At 69.4% G+C, this 17,620-nt stretch carries 13 protein-coding genes; 8 read left to right on the forward strand and 5 right to left on the reverse strand.

Annotated features, from left to right (window positions below):
- Window positions 1–10 precede the first annotated feature (10 nt).
- Together AB0M76_RS01230 and rpsF are read right to left on the reverse strand one after the other, a co-directional pair.
- Window positions 11–613 carry a single-stranded DNA-binding protein gene (locus AB0M76_RS01230; RefSeq protein WP_365950928.1) on the reverse strand — a complete coding sequence of 201 codons (603 nt, stop codon included), beginning with the start codon at window positions 611–613 and terminating at the stop codon, window positions 11–13.
- Window positions 614–685: 72 nt separating this feature from the next.
- A complete protein-coding gene (gene rpsF, locus AB0M76_RS01235; RefSeq protein WP_004950685.1) occupies window positions 686–976 on the reverse strand; it encodes a 30S ribosomal protein S6 in 291 nt (96 codons plus the stop codon).
- Window positions 977–1,224: 248 nt separating this feature from the next.
- Here rpsF and AB0M76_RS01240 point away from each other — a divergent pair, with 248 nt between their 5' ends.
- From AB0M76_RS01240 to AB0M76_RS01250, 3 genes are all read left to right on the forward strand, one after another.
- Window positions 1,225–1,539, forward strand: a complete 315-nt coding sequence (locus AB0M76_RS01240) for a hypothetical protein (protein WP_365950929.1) — start codon at window positions 1,225–1,227, stop codon at window positions 1,537–1,539.
- Window positions 1,540–1,670: 131 nt separating this feature from the next.
- Window positions 1,671–2,789: a peptidoglycan bridge formation glycyltransferase FemA/FemB family protein gene (locus AB0M76_RS01245; RefSeq protein ID WP_030153200.1), complete on the forward strand. Its 1,119-nt coding sequence runs from the start codon at window positions 1,671–1,673 to the stop codon at window positions 2,787–2,789.
- 69 nt (window positions 2,790–2,858) lie between these two features.
- Window positions 2,859–3,890, forward strand: coding sequence for an alanine racemase (locus AB0M76_RS01250; RefSeq protein ID WP_365950930.1), 1,032 nt, complete (start codon window positions 2,859–2,861; stop codon window positions 3,888–3,890).
- Between the two features lie 4 nt (window positions 3,891–3,894).
- Here AB0M76_RS01250 and AB0M76_RS01255 read toward each other — a convergent pair whose 3' ends face one another.
- Together AB0M76_RS01255 and AB0M76_RS01260 are read right to left on the reverse strand one after the other, a co-directional pair.
- A complete protein-coding gene (locus AB0M76_RS01255; RefSeq protein WP_365950931.1) occupies window positions 3,895–5,355 on the reverse strand; it encodes a glycosyltransferase 87 family protein in 1,461 nt (486 codons plus the stop codon).
- Between the two features lie 86 nt (window positions 5,356–5,441).
- The gene (locus tag AB0M76_RS01260; RefSeq protein WP_365950932.1) at window positions 5,442–8,009 is read right to left on the reverse strand and encodes a transglycosylase domain-containing protein; all 2,568 of its coding nucleotides are present in this window, start codon (window positions 8,007–8,009) and stop codon (window positions 5,442–5,444) included.
- Window positions 8,010–8,281: 272 nt separating this feature from the next.
- Here AB0M76_RS01260 and AB0M76_RS01265 point away from each other — a divergent pair, with 272 nt between their 5' ends.
- From AB0M76_RS01265 to AB0M76_RS01275, 3 genes are all read left to right on the forward strand, one after another.
- Window positions 8,282–8,884: a PadR family transcriptional regulator gene (locus tag AB0M76_RS01265; RefSeq protein WP_053785476.1), complete on the forward strand. Its 603-nt coding sequence runs from the start codon at window positions 8,282–8,284 to the stop codon at window positions 8,882–8,884.
- 49 nt (window positions 8,885–8,933) lie between these two features.
- On the forward strand, window positions 8,934–10,016 hold the full coding sequence (locus AB0M76_RS01270; RefSeq protein ID WP_365950933.1) for an inositol-3-phosphate synthase: 1,083 nt from the start codon (window positions 8,934–8,936) through the stop codon (window positions 10,014–10,016).
- A gap of 105 nt (window positions 10,017–10,121) precedes the next feature.
- On the forward strand, window positions 10,122–11,414 hold the full coding sequence (locus tag AB0M76_RS01275; RefSeq protein ID WP_365950934.1) for an MFS transporter: 1,293 nt from the start codon (window positions 10,122–10,124) through the stop codon (window positions 11,412–11,414).
- A 13-nt stretch (window positions 11,415–11,427) separates the two neighbouring features.
- On the opposite strand, the gene AB0M76_RS01280 is transcribed toward AB0M76_RS01275, so the two are convergent.
- The gene (locus AB0M76_RS01280) at window positions 11,428–12,870 is read right to left on the reverse strand and encodes a CCA tRNA nucleotidyltransferase (RefSeq protein ID WP_365950935.1); all 1,443 of its coding nucleotides are present in this window, start codon (window positions 12,868–12,870) and stop codon (window positions 11,428–11,430) included.
- 185 nt (window positions 12,871–13,055) lie between these two features.
- Between AB0M76_RS01280 and AB0M76_RS01285 the strand changes: the two genes are divergently transcribed.
- Window positions 13,056–15,323, forward strand: a complete 2,268-nt coding sequence (locus tag AB0M76_RS01285; RefSeq protein WP_365950936.1) for a DUF6049 family protein — start codon at window positions 13,056–13,058, stop codon at window positions 15,321–15,323.
- Between the two features lie 46 nt (window positions 15,324–15,369).
- Window positions 15,370–17,544, forward strand: coding sequence for a murein biosynthesis integral membrane protein MurJ (murJ, locus tag AB0M76_RS01290; protein WP_365950937.1), 2,175 nt, complete (start codon window positions 15,370–15,372; stop codon window positions 17,542–17,544).
- The last annotated feature ends 76 nt before the right edge of the window (window positions 17,545–17,620 follow it).

Here is a 17,620-nt window from a genome sequence, read left to right on the forward strand (position 1 = left end):
GCGAGCTTCCCTAGAAGGGAGGCTCGTCCGAGTAGCCACCGTTGGAGCCGCCGGAGCCACCGGAGCTTCCGCCCCAGCCGCCCCCGCCGCCGCCCTGCTGCTGGCCGCCGGCCGGCGCGCTGGACGCCCACGGGTCGTCGGAGGGAGCTCCGCCGCCCTGCGGGGCGCCGCCGCTGGGGGCTCCGCCCCAGCCACCGCCGCCGCCCTGCTGCTGACCGCCGCCGCCGTATCCACCCTGGCCACCGCGGCCGGTGGTCTTGGCGACCTTGGCCGTGGCGGTCTTCAGGCTGGGGCCGACTTCCTCGACGTCCAGCTCGTAGACCGTGCGCTTGACTCCCTCACGGTCTTCGTACGACCGCTGCTTCAGCCGGCCCTGCACGATGACGCGCATGCCCCGCTGAAGGGACTCGGCGACGTTTTCCGCCGCCTGACGCCAGACCGAGCAGGTCAGGAACAGGCCTTCGCCGTCCTTCCACTCATTGGTCTGCTTGTCGAAGATGCGGGGAGTGGACGCGACACGGAACTTCGCGACCGCCGCACCCGAGGGGGTGAAGCGCAGCTCGGGGTCGTCGACGAGATTGCCGACGACCGTGATGACGGTCTCGCCTGCCATGGATGAACCTCTCGGCGGGGATTGCTGCTGGGCTGCTGTGCTACTCGGTCCCGATTACCGCTGAACCGAAGTTCAGTGGGTCTCGGGGCGGAGGACCTTGGTCCGGAGAACCGACTCGTTCAGGTTCATCTGTCGGTCAAGCTCCTTGACGACCGCAGGCTCGGCCTGAAGGTCGATGACCGAGTAGATGCCCTCGGGCTTCTTCTTGATCTCGTAAGCGAGACGACGACGGCCCCAGGTGTCGACCTTCTCGACCTTTCCGTTGCCCTCACGGACGACGGAGAGGAAGTTCTCGATCAGCGGGGAGACAGCGCGCTCCTCGAGATCGGGGTCGAGGATGACCATCACTTCGTAGTGACGCATGTGGAACCCACCTCCTTTGGACTCAGCGGCCACGGTCGTTCCGTGGCAGGAGGGTCGTGATGCGTACGCACGGCGTCTGTGAGCAGACACCGCGCAGCTGTACAGACTACCTGCTCGACTCCTTCCGGTTGAAATCCGGCAGGAGGAGGCCACACTGTGTATTCATCGGGTGTGCTCGGTGCTATGCCCTCGGCCCCTGCCGGAGGCGCTCCGTGCACCGCTCTGCTTCAGCCAGGAGGTGCCTTCCGATGGCACAGGCAATGCGACCCCAGTCCTCCATCTCGCTCCTCGCGACCGACGGCAAGCCCCATCCGCTGCAGGACACGCTCATGGTGGCCACCGTGGTGCTCGGCGCCGTGGCGTTCGTCACGGGATTCTTCGACAATCTGCACCTGCTCAGCTCGTGGACCGGGCTCGTCGGCATCCTGACCGGCGCGTACGGACAGTTCATCTCGGAGACGACACGCGAGCGCTTCGCACTGATCATCGGGCTTGGCGCCTCGGCCGTGGGCTTCTACCTCGGCATGGCGCACGGCGGTCTCTTCGGCGGCTGGGCGGGCTGACCGGGTCACCTCGGCGACAGGGCGCCGGCCTCACACCGGCCCGGGCCCGGCCCGTCCCCCAGATGGGTGGCGCCCTTGTCGCAGTAGGCTTCGCGCCATAGCCAGCGAAGCCGCCGGAGGAGACGCCCCGCATGAGCCTGTCCCTGAGGACCATCAGCCGAGAGCAGCATCTGGGATACCTCCAGAGCCTGCCCTCGGCTAGCCACTGCCAGGTCCCGGCGTGGGCCGACGTGAAGAACGAGTGGCGCTCCGAGAACCTCGGTTGGTTCGACCAGAACGACGAACTGGTCGGTGCCGCCCTCGTGTTGTACCGCCAGCTGCCCAAGGTGAAGCGGTACCTCGCCTACCTTCCCGAGGGCCCCGTCATCAACTGGTACGCCCCGAACCTGGAGGAGTGGCTCCAGCCGATGCTGGCCCACCTCAAGCGCCAGGGCGCCTTCACCGTGAAGATGGGTCCGCCCGTCGTCATCCGCCGCTGGAACTCCGCCGCCATCAAGGCCGGGATCCAGGACCCGGAGGTCAAGCGCCTGCGGGACGTGGAGGCCTCGCACATCGAGCCCCGCGCCTTCGAGGTGTCCGACAAGCTGCGCCGCATGGGCTGGCAGCAGGGCGAGGACGGCGGCGCCGGCTTCGGCGACGTGCAGCCCCGCTACGTCTTCCAGGTGCCGCTCGCCAACCGCTCGCTGGACGACGTCCTCAAGGGCTTCAACCAGCTGTGGCGCCGCAACATCAAGAAGGCCGAGAAGGCCGGCGTCGAGGTCGTCCAGGGCGGCTACGAGGACCTGCCGGTCTGGCAGGAGCTGTACGAGATCACGGCCGAGCGCGACAAGTTCCGCCCGCGCCCGCTCAGCTACTTCCAGCGCCAGTGGACGGCCCTCAACTCCGAGGACCCGAACCGGATGCGGCTGTACATCGCGAAGCACGAGGGGGAGCCGCTGGCCGCCGCCACGATGCTCACCGTCGGCCAGCACGTCTGGTATTCGTACGGCGCCTCCGCCAACCACAAGCGCGAGGTGCGGCCCTCGAACGCGATGCAGTGGCGCATGCTGCGCGATTCGTACGCGCTCGGTGCCAGCGTCTACGACCTGCGCGGCATCAGTGACACGCTGGACGAGAACGACCACCTGTTCGGCCTGATCCAGTTCAAGGTCGGCACGGGCGGCGAGGCCGTCGAGTACGTCGGCGAGTGGGACTTCCCGCTCAACAAGATGCTGCACAAGGCGCTCGACATCTACATGTCGCGCCGCTGACCTGCTTCCGCATCCCCCACACACCGCACCGCTGCACCTTGCAGCTTTCAAGAGAGGCTCCGGACGGGCATGGCGCTCACGCTCTACGTCGACACCGCGCGCTGGCGTGCGCACCAGAAGCAGATCCAGGACCAGTTCCCCGGGATGATCCCGGTCTGCAAGGGCAACGGCTACGGCTTCGGCCATGAGCGGCTGTGCGAGGAGGCGACCCGGCTGGGCGCCGACGTCCTGGCCGTCGGGACCACGTACGAGGCCGCCAGCATCAAGGACTTCTTCGGCGGCGACCTGCTCGTCCTCACCCCGTTCCGGCGGGGCGAGGAGCCGGTGCCGCTGCCGGACCGGGTGATCCGGTCGGTGTCCTCGCTGGACGGGGTCCGCGGCCTGGTCGGCGCCCGCGTGGTCATCGAGTGCATGAGCTCGATGCGCCGCCACGGCATCTCCGAGCAGGACCTGGGCCAGCTGTACTCGGCGATCGAGGACGTGCGGCTCGAGGGCTTCGCCCTGCACCTGCCGCTGGACCGCCCCGACGGCTCGGACGCCGTCGAGGAGGTCATCGGCTGGATGGACCGGCTGCGCGCGGCCCGGCTGCCGCTGCACACCATGTTCGTCAGCCACCTGCGGGCCGAGGAGCTGGCGCGGCTGCAGCAGCAGTTCCCGCAGACCCGCTTCCGGGCGCGGATCGGCACCCGGCTGTGGCTGGGCGACCACGAGGCGACCGAGTACCGGGGAGCCGTCCTGGACGTCACGCGCGTCGCCAAGGGCGACCGGTTCGGCTACCGGCAGCAGAAGGCGGCTTCCGACGGCTGGCTGGTCGTGGTCGCCGGCGGCACCTCGCACGGGGTGGGCCTGGAGGCCCCCAAGGCCCTGCACGGCGTGATGCCGCGCGCCAAGGGCGTGGCCCGGGCGGGCCTGGCCACCGTGAACCGGAACCTGTCGCCGTTCGTGTGGGCGGGCAAGCAGCGCTGGTTCGCGGAGCCCCCGCACATGCAGGTGTCGATCCTGTTCGTGCCCTCGGACGCCCCCGAGCCGAAGGTCGGCGACGAGCTGGTGGCGCACCTGCGCCACACCACCACGCAGTTCGACCGCGTGCTCGACGCCTGACCGGTCAGTCCCTGGGGGCCATGCCCCACTCGACCCGCTGACCCTGCGAGGGCGCCGCATCCTGCGGCGCCCTAGCGGCGTCCGACAGCGTGAACACATCCTCGGCCCCGTCCAGGACCCCGCCGGACGGGTCGTCCGACCCGTCGCGGCGTACGGCGTCGCGCTCGGGCATCAGGATGTCGCGCACGACCACCGCACACAGGTAGAGGGTCGCCAGCAGGTGGGCGGTGATCGCCACCTGGTAGCCCTCCACGGGCAGGCCCTGGTGCTTGTCCCCGCTCGTCGTGTAGGCCAGGTACAGCCAGATCCCGAGGAAGTACACGACCTCGCCTGCCTGCCAGATCAGGAAGTCCCGCCAGCGCGGCCGGGCCAGCGCCGCCAGCGGGATGAGCCACAGCACGTACTGCGGCGAGTAGACCTTGTTGGCCAGGATGAAGGCGGCCACGACCAGGAACGCCAGCTGGGCGAAGCGGGGGCGGCGGGGGGCGGTCAGCGTGAGCACTCCGATGCCCGCGCACAGCAGCAGCGTCAGGCCCGTCGCGTACGTGTTGGCGTCGTGCAGGGGGTTTCCGGAGCGCTGGGAGATGAGCAGCCACACCGACCCGAAGTCGATCGGCCGTTCCTGGCTGAACGTGTAGAACTTCTTCCAGCCGTCCCAGGCGAGGAGCATGACCGGCAGGTTCACCACGAGCCAGGAGACGGCCGCGCCGAGGACGGCGGAGCCGAACGCCCGCCACTTCCCGGCCCGCCAGCACAGCACGAACAGCACACCGAGCAGCAGGACGGGATAGAGCTTGGCCGCGGTGGCCAGGCCGATGAAGACGCCGAAGAGCACGGTCCGGCCGCGGGACCACATGAGCATTCCTGCGGCGGTCAGGGCGATGGCCAGCAGGTCCCAGTTGATCGTTGCGGTGAGCGCGTATGCGGGCGCGAGGGCGAAGAGCAGCGCGTCCCAGGGCCGGCGGTGGTGGGTTCGCGCGACGCACACGGCGATGACCGCGGCGCAGGCCATCAGCATCCCCGCGTTGACCATCCAGTACATCTGCTCGCGGTGCTGCATGGAGCCGCCGCCGGGGGTCAGCCAGGAGGCGACCTCCATGAAGAGCCCGGTGAGCACCGGGTACTCCAGGTACTCCATGTCGCCGGGGAGCCGGTCGAAGTAGGGCGTGAGACCGTCGGCGAAGCCGCGTACGGCGAAGAGGTGCGGGATGTCGGAGTAGCAGGCGTGGGTGTACTGCGAGCCGGCTCCGCGGAACCACGCCCAGTCGTAGCAGGGCAGCTTCTGCACCATGCCGAGCGCGAACAGTCCGAGGGCGACGAGGACCACGACGCGCACCGGGGTCAGCCAGTGGCCGCCCAGCCGGGCGTAGCGACCCATCGGGCCGCCGATGAACTCGCTGCCGGCCGCGGCGACCTCGTCCTGCTGCGTGGGCAGTACGGGCCGTTCCTCGTGCACCTTGGTCATGCGCTCATCCTGCCGTACGGGGCCGGACATGCGGGAGGGCCGCCGCACCGTGTGCGACGGCCCTCGTCGGAACAGGGGGGCGGGGGTCAGCCCGAGGTCCCCACCGTGGTCCCCCAGCTGGTGCCGCCCGGGCGGCCCGGTTTACCCGATGGCGTCGGCGACGGTGATCCGGTGGATCCGCCGGCGCCGCCGTTGGTGCCGCCGCTGTTGGTGCCGCCGCCGGTGTCCGGGATGCAGTACAGCTCCCACGGCTTGCAGGAGGGCTTGCCGCCCTTCGACGGGGTCGGGGAGACCGGCGGCGAGGAGCTCGCCGACGGCGAGGGCATCGACGGGGACGGCGACGGGGAGAAGGAGGGGCTCGGCGAGGGGGCGCCGGAGGCGTCCGCGGTGACGCCGATCTTGTCGGCCTCCGGGAACTCCTTGACCGGGGTGCCCTTGAGGGCTTCCTTCATGTACTCGGTCCAGATCGCGGCCGGAATGTCGCCACCGTGGATGGAGTCGACGCCGCCCACACCGTTCATGGAGATCAGCTTCTTGTCCGCCGAGTTCGGGTCGGTGCGGAACAGGGCGACCGAGGTGGACAGCTCCGGGGTGTAGCCGACGAACCAGGCCGACTTGTTCTGGTCGGTGGTTCCGGTCTTGCCGGCGGCGGGCCGGTTGAAGCCGAGCTTCCTGACCTTGGTGCCGGTGCCGTTCTCGACGACGTTCTGCAGGACCTTGGTGACGTTGTCGGCGATGTCATTGTCCATCGCCCGCTGCTCCTTGGGGGCCCCGAAGCCGGGCAGCTCCTTGCCGTCCTTTTCGACACGGGTCACGGAGAACGGGTCGCGGTGCGTACCGGAGGCGGCGAAGGTGGCGTAGGAGTCGGCCATACGGATGGCGCTCGGGGTCGAGGTGCCGAGGGCGAACGAGGCGTCGTTGTTCGGGTTCATCGAGTCCTTGAGGATGCCCGTCGACTCGGCGACCTCCCGGACCTTGGTGTGGCCGACGTCGAAGACGAGCTGCGCGAACGGCACGTTGATGGACTTCTCCATCGCCTCGTTGAGGGTCACGTATCCGTAGGGGTAGGTGCTCTCGTTCTTCTGCTTGAACGGCTTGCCGGACGCGTCCCGCAGCGGCTTGCCGTCGCGGTTGTTGATCACCGTCAGGTCGTTCGCGTTGTACTTGCTGTCGGCCGAGATGCCCCGGCCGTTCGAGTTCTGGGTGCCGTACTGCATCGCGGCCGCCAGGACGTACGGCTTCCAGGTCGATCCGACCGGGACACCGAGGGTGTCGGCGTTGTTGCTGAAGTACTTCTTGTCCATGCCCGGGCCGCCGTACAGGGCCACGATCGCCCCGGTCTTCACGTCCACCGAGGCGGCGCCGAACTGGACGAAGGTGTCGTACTCGGGCCGGGCCTTCTCGTCCAGGAAGTCGTTGCGGGTGTCCTCGACGGCCTTGGCCAGCGCGTCCACCCTCGGCTTCTGGAAGGTGGTCTTGATCTGGTAGCCGCCGCGGGCCATCTCGTCGGGCGTGATGCCGGTGACCTTCATCACGTACTTCTTGGCCGTGTCGACCAGGTAGCCGGTCTGGCCGGACAGGCCGCGGGCCTGCTCGGAGTCGACGAGCTTGGGGAACTCCTTGAACTGGTCCCGGTCGGCCTTCGGCATCCGCTTCACCGCGACCTCGCGGTCCAGGACCCAGGCCCAGCGCTCCTTGGCCCGCTCGGTGTTCTTCTCGGGGGTGGCCGCGGCACCGATGCCGCCGTCCGGGTTGTAGAGGTTGGGGCCCTTGAGCACGGAGGCGAGGAAGGCGCTCTCGGAGGGCGTGAGGTCCACGCAGTCCTTGCCGAAGTAGGCCCGCGCGGCCGCCTGGATGCCGTAGGCGTCCCGGCCGTAGTAGGCGGTGTTGAGGTAGCCCGCGAGGATCTTGTCCTTCTCCTCGGACACGCCCAGCTTTATCGAGATGAAGAGCTCGGTGACCTTGCGCTTGAGCGTCTGGTCGGAGTCCAGGTACGTGTTCTTCACGTACTGCTGGGTGATGGTCGAGCCACCCTGGGTGGAGCCGCCCTGGGCCATGTTCCACACAGCTCGGGCGATGCCCATCGGGTCGACGCCCTTGTCCGTCTCGAACGACTCGTTCTCGGCGGCGATCACGGCGTCCTGCATCGACTTGGGGATCCTGTCGATGGGCACGATCTGCCGGTTCATCGAACCGCCGGTGGCCACCATCTGGCTGCCGTCTTCCCAGTAGAAGACGTTGTTCTGCGCCTTGGCCGCCTTGTTCGGGTCGGGCGTGTTCACCGACGCGATGCCGATGCCGGCCCCTGCCGTGATGATCGCGAAGAAGCCGAGGGCGGTGCCGCAGACCAGCTTCCAGGATGGCACGAAGCGCTGCCAGCCTGCCTTGTCGGAGCGCGGGTAGTTGATCAGCCTCTTGTCCGGGCGGCCGGGGCCGGCGGCGCGTCCGCGGCCTCCGGATCCACGGGGGGCGGCCCGGCGTGCCCCGGCACGGCTGCCATGGCCGGGCGGCTCTGCGTACGGTCCGCTGGGTGACGCAGTGGGGACGTCACGTGCGGGCCCGGCGCCCCGGCCAGGGCGCTGCTGGGCGGCCCGGCGGGCCGCGGCACGACCGCCACCCTCGGGCTGCGGCGGTTTGCGGCGGTGCTCGCTCATCGAACGACTACTCCTCGGGCAGGCGAGTGGCCTGGAAGCGGCAGGTGAATTCCGGTTCCCCCCGTTGTCATGGCCCACAGACTACGCACGCCCAAAACCCGAACAGTGCCGAAGTTCACCCCAAATCAGGCAACTCGCCTGGTACGAATTGGTGATGTGATGCCGGTCACCACATCACCCCTTGTCGCCGAAGACGGCCCGTTCTATCGTCTGGATGTATCGAGCCGATACATCAGCTCGGTATAAAACTCAGGGACGAAGGAGGCAGGCGGATGAGCAGGCGCTCAGGCATCCTCGAGTTCGCCGTCCTCGGCCTCCTTCGCGAATCCCCCATGCACGGGTACGAGCTCCGCAAGCGGCTCAACACCTCGCTGGGGGTGTTCCGGGCGTTCAGCTACGGAACGCTCTACCCCTGCCTCAAGACGTTGGTCGCCAACGGCTGGTTGATCGAGGAACCGGGCAACGCCCCGGAAGACGCTCTCGCCACTTCACTCGCAGGGCGCCGAGCCAAGATCGTCTACCGGTTGACGGCGGCAGGTAAGGAGCACTTCGAGGAGCTCCTGGCCCACACGGGCCCCGATGCCTGGGAGGACGAGTCCTTCGCCGCCCGCTTCGCCTTCTTCGGTCAGACCGAGCGGGAAGTGCGCATGCGGGTCTTGGAGGGCCGTCGCAGCCGGCTCGAGGAGCGCTTGGAGAAGATGCGCGCCTCACTGGCCCGTACGCGGGAGCGTCTCGACGACTACACGCTTGAGCTGCAGCGGCACGGAATGGAGTCCGTGGAGCGCGAAGTGCGCTGGCTGAACGAGCTCATCGAGAGTGAGCGGGCGGGACGGGATCAGAGACGACCCGGTCCGCCCGACGAAACTGCAAAGTGAGGCCTGCATCTCGCAGGCCTCGTCCGAGAACAAACAGGGAGCAACCGGAATGGGTTCGGTTCGCGTAGCCATCGTCGGCGTGGGCAACTGCGCCGCCTCGCTGGTGCAGGGCGTCGAGTACTACAAGGACGCCGACCCGGCGGCCAAGGTCCCCGGTCTGATGCACGTCCAGTTCGGCGACTACCACGTGCGTGACATCGAGTTCGTCGCCGCGTTCGACGTCGACGCGAAGAAGGTCGGCCTCGACCTTTCGGACGCCATCGGCGCCAGCGAGAACAACACCATCAAGATCTGCGACGTCCCGAACAAGGGCGTGACCGTGCAGCGCGGCCACACCCTGGACGGCCTGGGCAAGTACTACCGCCTGACGATCGAGGAGTCCGCCGAGACCCCGGTCGACGTGGTCCAGATCCTCAAGGACCGCCAGGTCGACGTCCTGATCTGCTACCTGCCCGTCGGCTCCGAGGCCGCGGCGAAGTTCTACGCCCAGTGCGCCATCGACGCCAAGGTCGCCTTCGTCAACGCCCTCCCGGTCTTCATCGCCGGCACCAAGGAGTGGGCGGACAAGTTCACCGAGGCCGGTGTCCCGATCGTCGGCGACGACATCAAGTCGCAGGTCGGCGCCACCATCACGCACCGCGTGATGGCGAAGCTGTTCGAGGACCGCGGAGTCCGTCTCGAGCGCACCATGCAGCTCAACGTCGGCGGCAACATGGACTTCAAGAACATGCTCGAGCGCGACCGCCTCGAGTCGAAGAAGATCTCCAAGACGCAGGCCGTCACCTCGCAGATCCCCGACCGTGAGCTCGGCGAGAAGAACGTCCACATCGGCCCGTCCGACTACGTCGCGTGGCTCGACGACCGCAAGTGGGCCTACGTCCGCCTCGAAGGCCGCGCCTTCGGCGACGTCCCGCTGAACCTCGAGTACAAGCTCGAGGTGTGGGACTCCCCGAACTCCGCCGGTGTCATCATCGACGCCCTGCGCGCCGCGAAGATCGCCAAGGACCGCGGTATCGGCGGCCCGATCCTGTCGGCCTCGAGCTACTTCATGAAGTCCCCGCCGGTGCAGTACTTCGACGACGAGGCCCTGGTCAACGTCGAGAAGTTCATCAAGGGCGAGGTCGAGCGCTAAGTCGCACTCCAAGGGTCTTCGGGCACCTGGTCTTCGACTGTTCTTCCGCGGAGGGTCCCCGGGCAATGTGCCCGGGGACCCTCCGCGTATGTGACCCTTGCCCTCATGCCTGTCGTACGTGATCTGCGCGTACTCCTGCGCCTGAGGGACTTCCGCAACCTGCTCGCCGTACGGCTGCTCTCCCAGGCGGCGGACGGCGTGTACCAGGTGGCGCTCGCCACGTACGTGGTGTTCTCCCCGGAGAAGCAGACCTCGCCCGCGGCCATCGCCTCGGCCATGGCGGTACTGCTGCTGCCCTACTCGGTGATCGGCCCCTTCGCCGGGGTGCTGCTCGACCGCTGGCGGCGCCGGCAGGTCTTCCTCTACGGCAACCTGTTGCGGGCATTCCTCGCGTGCGGCACCGGCGTGCTGATCGTCGCGCACGTCCCCGACTGGCTCTTCTACGCCTCCGCCCTCTCGGTGACGGCCGTCAACCGCTTCGTCCTGGCCGGGCTGGCCGCCTCCCTGCCCCACGTCGTCGACCCCGCCCTGCTGGTCACCGCCAATTCGCTCTCACCCACGGCGGGGACGCTCGCGGCAGTCGCCGGCGGCGGGCTCGCCTTCCTCGTCCAGCTGCTGGCCTCCGACTCCAACGCCGTGGTGGTGCTGCTCGGCGCCGCGCTCTACCTGTGCGCGGCCCTGGTCTCGCTGCGTCTGGCCGTGGGGCTGCTCGGACCGGACCACCCTGCCGGACGGGACCACCCGTCGGTCGCCGAGGGGGTCGCCCTCACCGTCCGCGGCATGGCCGAAGGGCTGCGGCACCTGGCCTCCCGACGCGAGGCGGCCCAGACGCTCACCGCCATGACCCTGATGCGCTTCTGCTACGGGGCCCTGTTCGTGATGCTGCTCATGCTCTGCCGCTACTCCTGGTCGGACACGGAGTCCGCCGGCCTCGCGCTGCTGGGCATCGCGGTCGGCGTCTCAGGGGCCGGGTTCTTCACGGCCGCCCTCGTCACCCCCTGGCTGGTGGGCCGGCTGGGCACCCGCGGCTGGATCACGGCCTGCTCCGCCGGGGCTGCCGTCCTGGTGCCCCCGCTCGGCCTGTTCTTCAGGCCCGGACCGATGCTGGTCGCAGCCTTCGTCCTCGGCCTCGCCACCCAGGGCGCCAAGATCTCCACCGACACGGCCATCCAGTCCCATGTGGACGACGACTACCGCGGCCGCGTGTTCTCCGTCTACGACGTGCTGTTCAACATCGCGTTCGTGAGTGCGGCCGCCGTGGCCGCACTCATGCTCCCCCCGGACGGGCAGTCCGTCGCGCTGATCGTGAGCGTGGCCGTCCTCTACGCGCTGACGGCGCTCCACCTGAAGCGGCAGGGCGATGTTTCACGTGAAACATCGCCCCGCCCAGACGCGTGATTCGCCGGCCGCATCAGGCCTGTGCGGCCCACCACTCCTTGAGGGCGGTCACCGCGGCGTCGCGCTCCATGGGGCCGTTCTCCAGCCGCAGCTCCAGCAGGAACGCGTAGGCCTTGCCGATCACCGGGCCGGGGCCGACACCCAGCACCTGCATGATCTCGTTGCCGTCCAGGTCGGGCCGGATGGCGCTGAGCTCCTCCTGCTCCTGCAGCTGCGCAATGCGCTCCTCCAGACCGTCATAGGTGCGGGAGAGGGCATTGGCCTTGCGCTTGTTGCGGGTGGTGCAGTCGGACCGGGTCAGCTTGTGCAGGCGCTCCAGCAGCGGGCCGGCGTCGCGGACGTAGCGCCGCACCGCGGAGTCGGTCCACTCGCCGTCCCCGTAGCCGTGGAAGCGCAGGTGCAGCTCCACCAGCCGGGACACGTCCTTGACCATGTCGTTGGAGTACTTCAGCGCGGTCATGCGCTTCTTGGTCATCTTCGCGCCCACCACCTCGTGGTGGTGGAAGGAGACCCGGCCGTCGCTCTCGAACCGGCGGGTGCGCGGCTTGCCGATGTCGTGGAGCAGGGCCGCCAGCCGCAGCACCAGGTCCGGGCCGTCCTGCTCGAGCGCCATCGCCTGCTCCAGCACGATCAGCGAGTGGTCGTAGACGTCCTTGTGCCGGTGGTGCTCGTCACTCTCCAGCCGCAGGGCGGGCAGCTCGGGCAGCACGTGGTCGCCCAGCCCGGTGTCCACGAGCAGGCCCAGGCCCTTGCGGGGGTGTGCGGACAGCAGCAGCTTGTTCAGCTCGCCCTGCACCCGCTCCGCCGAGACGATCTCGATCCGGTCGGACATCGCCTGCATCGCCGCCACGACCTCGGGGGCGACCTCGAAGTCGAGCTGGGCGGCGAAGCGCGCCGCTCGCAGCATCCGCAGCGGGTCGTCGGAGAAGGAGTCCTCCGGCGTGCCGGGAGTGCGCAGAACGCCCGCCTGGAGGTCCTCCAGGCCGCCGTGCGGGTCCACGAACTCCTTCTCCGGCAGCGCGACCGCCATTGCGTTCACCGTGAAGTCGCGGCGGACCAGGTCCTCCTCGATCGAGTCGCCGTAGGAGACCTCCGGCTTGCGCGAGGTGCGGTCGTACGACTCCGAGCGGTACGTGGTCACCTCGATCTGGAAGCCGTCCTTCTGGGCCCCGACGGTGCCGAAGGCGATGCCGACGTCCCACACGGAGTCGGCCCACGGCCGGACGATCTTCAGGACGTCCCCGGGGAGGGCGTCGGTGGTGAAGTCGAGGTCGTTGCCGAGACGCCCGAGCAGCGCATCGCGTACGGACCCGCCGACCAGGGCGAGGCGGAAGCCCGCCTCGTGGAACCGGCGGCCGAGCTCGTCGGCGACAGGGGCGACCCGCAGCAGTTCACTGACCGCGCGGTGCTGCACCTGACTCAGGGCACTGGGGTTGTCTTCGTTGGCGTTCGGCACAACAGAAAAGGGTACGTGCCCGGCCCGGCGTGGGCTTCCCTGTTTTGCGGGCGCCCCGGCCTGCGGTGCCGCCGGGGCGGCCACGATCATGTGGAGCAAGGCGCGGCACTCGCGCACAGCGGGTCTCGTTACCATGCGTGGACGCACATAAGACGACCACTGACACTTCGAGGGACGGGCAGCGCGTGGCCGAGGCGGCAGACATCCAGGGGGCACCCTCCGCACCTGCCCGGCGCCGCTGGCTGCGGCGGGCAGTCGTTCTGCTGGCCGGGACCCCCGTGCTCGCCGCTCTGGTCTACTCGCCCGCCCCTCAGGCCGCCCAGGCCGCCGAGGCGGGTGCCGTCGACGTGCAGCTGGACGGGATGGCCCCCGCGGCCCCGGTCAAGGGCGACACGCTCACCATCTCCGGCAGCGTGGTCAACAACGGCCGCGAGACGATCACCGGCGCGCACGTGGGCCTGCGGGTCGGGCCCGCCCTGGGCGACCGGGCCTCCATCGACGAGGCGGCGGAACGCGCCGGGTTCCGGGCCGGCACGGATCCCGGTGAGATCGACCCGGCCTATGCCGTGAAGATCCCCTCGCTGCCGTCCAAGGTCAAGCAGGACTTCACCCTCACCATCCCGGTGAACAAGCTGGAGCTGGACAAGGACGGCGTCTACCAGCTCGGCGTCTCGCTGTCCGGCGAGACCGAGAGCCGCCAGTACGAGCAGGTGCTCGGCATCAAGCGGACCTTCCTGCCCTGGCAGCCGGAGGCTGCCTCCAAGCGCTCCCAGCTCACCTACCTGTGGCCGCTGATCTCCGGCACGCACCTGACGGCGGAGACGGGCTCGGACGAGCTCCAGACCCCCGTCTTCCTCGACGACTCGCTCGCCGAGGAGCTCAAGGCCGGCGGGCGCCTCCAGCAGATGGTCGCCCTCGGCAAGGACCTGCCGGTCACCTGGGTCATCGACCCCGACCTGCTCTACACGGTCGACGCGATGACCAAGGGCTACCGGTACCGCACGCCGGACGGGCGGATCGTCCAGGGCAAGAACAAGGCCATCGCCGAGCAGTGGCTGAGCTCCCTGGAAGCCGCGGTCCAGGGCAAGAAGATCGTGGCGCTGCCGTTCGCCGATCCGGACATCGCCTCCCTCGCCCACCAGGGCAAGGACGTCTCGGGCACCCTGGGCCAGCTGCGGCCGGCCACCGACAAGGCGAAGCAGGCCGTGGAGACGGTGCTGCACGTCTCCCCGTCCACCGATTTCTCCTGGCCGGTGGACGGTGCCATCGACCCGTCGATCGTCAACGTGGCCACCTCGGCGGGCGCTCACAACGTCCTCACGCGCAGCGACAGCCTCCAGGAGACCGGCGCCCTGGGCTACACCCCCTCGGCCGCCCGTCCCATCGGCGCGGGCACCACGGCCGTCGTCGCGGACGCCGATCTCTCCACCGCCTTCGAGGGCGACATGCTGGGCGCCGGGAACTCCACCCTGGCCGTGCAGCGCTTCCTCGCGCAGAGCCTCGCCCTGAACCTGCAGAAGACCGACAACCAGCGCAGCTTCGTCGTCACCCCGCAGCGGATGCCCTCCTCCAGCCAGGTGCAGACGATGGCAGCCGCCCTGCGGGGTCTGCAGGCGGGCCGCTGGACCCAGCCGGCCGACCTCGAGGCCGCGGCCGCCGCCAAGCCCGACCCGGGCGTCAACACCCAGGTCCCCGGCGCTGGCCAGTACCCCGATGCGCTGCGCAAGACGGAGCTTCCGGTCTCCGCCTTCGAGAAGATCCGCACGACCCAGAACACACTGGACCACTTCAAGGTGATCCTCACCGCGCCCGACCGAGTGGAGATCCCCTTCGGGAACACCACCAACCGCGAGATGTCCACCTCCTGGCGGGGCCGCCCCGAGGAGGGCCGGCTCTACCGGGACCAGGTGCAGGAGTACCTGATCGGCCTCACCGAGAAGGTCAAGGTCGTCCCCAAGTCCGACGCCACCCTGTCCGGACACAGCGCGACCATCCCGGTCAGCGTCCAGAACAGCCTCGTCCAGGACGTCCACAACCTGGTCCTGCGGGTGAAATCCGCCAACCCGACCCGCCTGATGTTCGGCGACAGCGGCCAGGCCGAGCAGGAAGTGACCGTCACGGGCGGACACAGCCAGACGGTGAAGTTCACCGCCAACGCCACCGCGAGCGGCCCCGTCGAGGTCACCGCGCAGCTCTTCACCACGGACGGCGTGCCCTACGGCAAGCAGCGCAAGTTCACCGTCGAGGCCACCGAGATCACTCCCACCGTGATGCTCGTCATCGCCGGCGGCGTCCTGCTCCTCGTCCTGGCGGGCATCAAGATGTACGCCAGCCGCAAGCGCGTAGCAGCGCGGGCGGCCGCCGGGGAGAGCACGCAGCCGAGTGACGAGACCCCGGACACCGGACCGCAAAGCACCGGGCAGTCCGGCACGGGTGAGACAGTGGACCGTTGAGCGATGCCGTGGCCGGTCGGCCTGGGGACGATGAGGTGGGGTTTCGATGAACGCGCCGTACGAGGGTGACCGCGCGCAGGGCACTGGTGGGCCCGCGCCCTCCCAGGGCACTGCCCCGGGCACCCCGGTGCCCGGGCAGGTTCCCGTGCCTGCGCCCGCGCCGGACCGCGACCCGTATGTCCAGGACGCCTACGACCACGACCCCTACCGGTCTCAGGACCTGTCGGCCCAGGATCCCGTCGCCGAGGTCCTGTACGACCGGGCCTCGCACCCTCCGCCGCCGCCCGGCACCTACCAGGAGCCCGGCCCGCTCTACGCGGCGCCGCAGGCCCCTGTGCACGCCCCCGACCCGCACGTCTGGGCGCAGACCCCGCCGCCCGAGCCGGACGGGCCCTCCCGGCACCTGCCCTACGGCGACCACGCCACGACCACCCAGTTCGTCGGAGTGGACTCCCTGGTCACCAAGGCGGCGGACGAGCAGCCCGAGCCCGACGCCTTCGCGCACCTCTACCGGGACCAGCAGGGGGCTCCCGGCACCCCTGCCGAGGACCCCCCCGTCGCCGCCCCGGCACCGAGCAAGCCCGCCGGCCGCGCCTCCAGCCTGCTCAAGTCCAGCGCCCTCATGGCCGCCGGCACGATCGTCTCCCGCATCACCGGCTTCCTGCGGACCCTCGTCATCGCCGGTGCCATCGGCGTCGGCACGTTCAACGACACGTACCAGATCGCCAACACCCTGCCGACGATGATCTACGTGCTGGTCGGCGGCGGCGCCCTCAACGCCGTCTTCATCCCGCAGCTGGTGCGGGCCATGAAGAAGGACGACGACGGAGGCGAGGCGTACGCCAACCGCCTCCTGACCCTCGTCGTGGTCCTGCTGGCCGCCATCACCACCATCTGCGTCCTCGCCGCACCGGTGTTCATCACGATGATGTCGCCGAAGCTCGCCTCCGACCCCCAGCAGATGGACGTCGCGGTCGCCTTCGCCCGCTACTGCCTGCCGACCATGTTCTTCATGGGCGTCCACGTGGTCCTCGGCCAGATCCTCAACGCACGCGGCCGGTTCGGCGCGATGATGTGGACCCCCGTCCTCAACAACATCGTCGTCATCGCCACGTTCGGAGCCTTCATCTGGGCCTTCGGCGGTTTCACCACCTCCGGTGTCAACGCCACCACCGTCACGGCCGACGGCGTCCGCCTGCTCGGCCTCGGCACCCTCCTGGGCCTCACCGTCCAGGCGCTCGCGATGCTGCCCTACCTGCGCGACGCCGGCTTCAAGCCGCGCCTGCGCTTCGACTGGCGGGGCCACGGCCTCGGCAAGGCCGCCCGCCTGGCCAAGTGGACGTTCTTCTTCGTCCTCGCCAACCAGATCGGCCTCGTCGTCGTGACCCAGCTCGCGACTTGGGCCGGATCCGTGGCCGAGAAACAGGGCCACCCGGGCACCGGCATCACCGCCTACAACTACGCGCTGCTGCTGTGGCAGATGCCGCAGGCGATCATCACCGTCTCCGTCATGACGGCCGTCCTGCCCCGTATTTCCCGCTCCGCCCACGACGGGGACGCCGCCGCCGTCCGCGACGACATCTCGTACGGGCTGCGCACCTCGGCCGTCGCGATCGTGCCGTGCGCCTTCGCGTTCCTCGCCCTCGGCGTCCCCATGGCCACGCTGCTGTACGCCGGTTCCGGTTCCGGCGCCCAGAACATCGGCTACGTCCTGATGGCCTTCGGTCTCGGACTCATCCCGTACTCCGTCCAGTACGTCGTCCTGCGCGGGTTCTACGCCTACGAGGACACCCGGACCCCCTTCTACAACACGGTCATCGTCGCCGCCGTCAACGCGGCCGTCTCCACCGCCGCGTTCTTCGTGCTCCCCGCACGCTGGGCCGTCGTCGGCATGGCGGCCGCCTACGGCCTCGGCTACACCGTCGGCGTCGGCGTCGCATGGCGTCGCCTGCGCAACCGGCTGGGCGGCGACCTCGACGGCGCCCACGTGATGCGCACCTACGCCCGCCTCACCGGCGCCTGCGTCCCCGCGGCCGCCGTGGCCGGTGCGGCCGCCTACGCTGTCACCCAGTGGCTCGGCAGCGGAGTCACCGGTTCCCTCGCCGCGTTGGCCGCCGGCGGTGTCGCGCTGGCCGTCGTATTCCTCGTGGCTGCCAAGAGGATGCGCATCGAAGAGCTCAACGCCATGGTCGGAATGGTTCGCGGACGCATGGGGCGCTGATGCGCACAACCGTCGGACCCTTTCGCGTGTCGTGCATAGCGCCGGACTGTGGGCACAATTGGCATGGCTTCGCAGA

Origin of the sequence: Streptomyces sp. NPDC051364 (genome assembly GCF_040682115.1) — a bacterium.
In the GTDB taxonomy this organism is placed as follows: Bacteria; Actinomycetota; Actinomycetes; order Streptomycetales; family Streptomycetaceae; genus Streptomyces.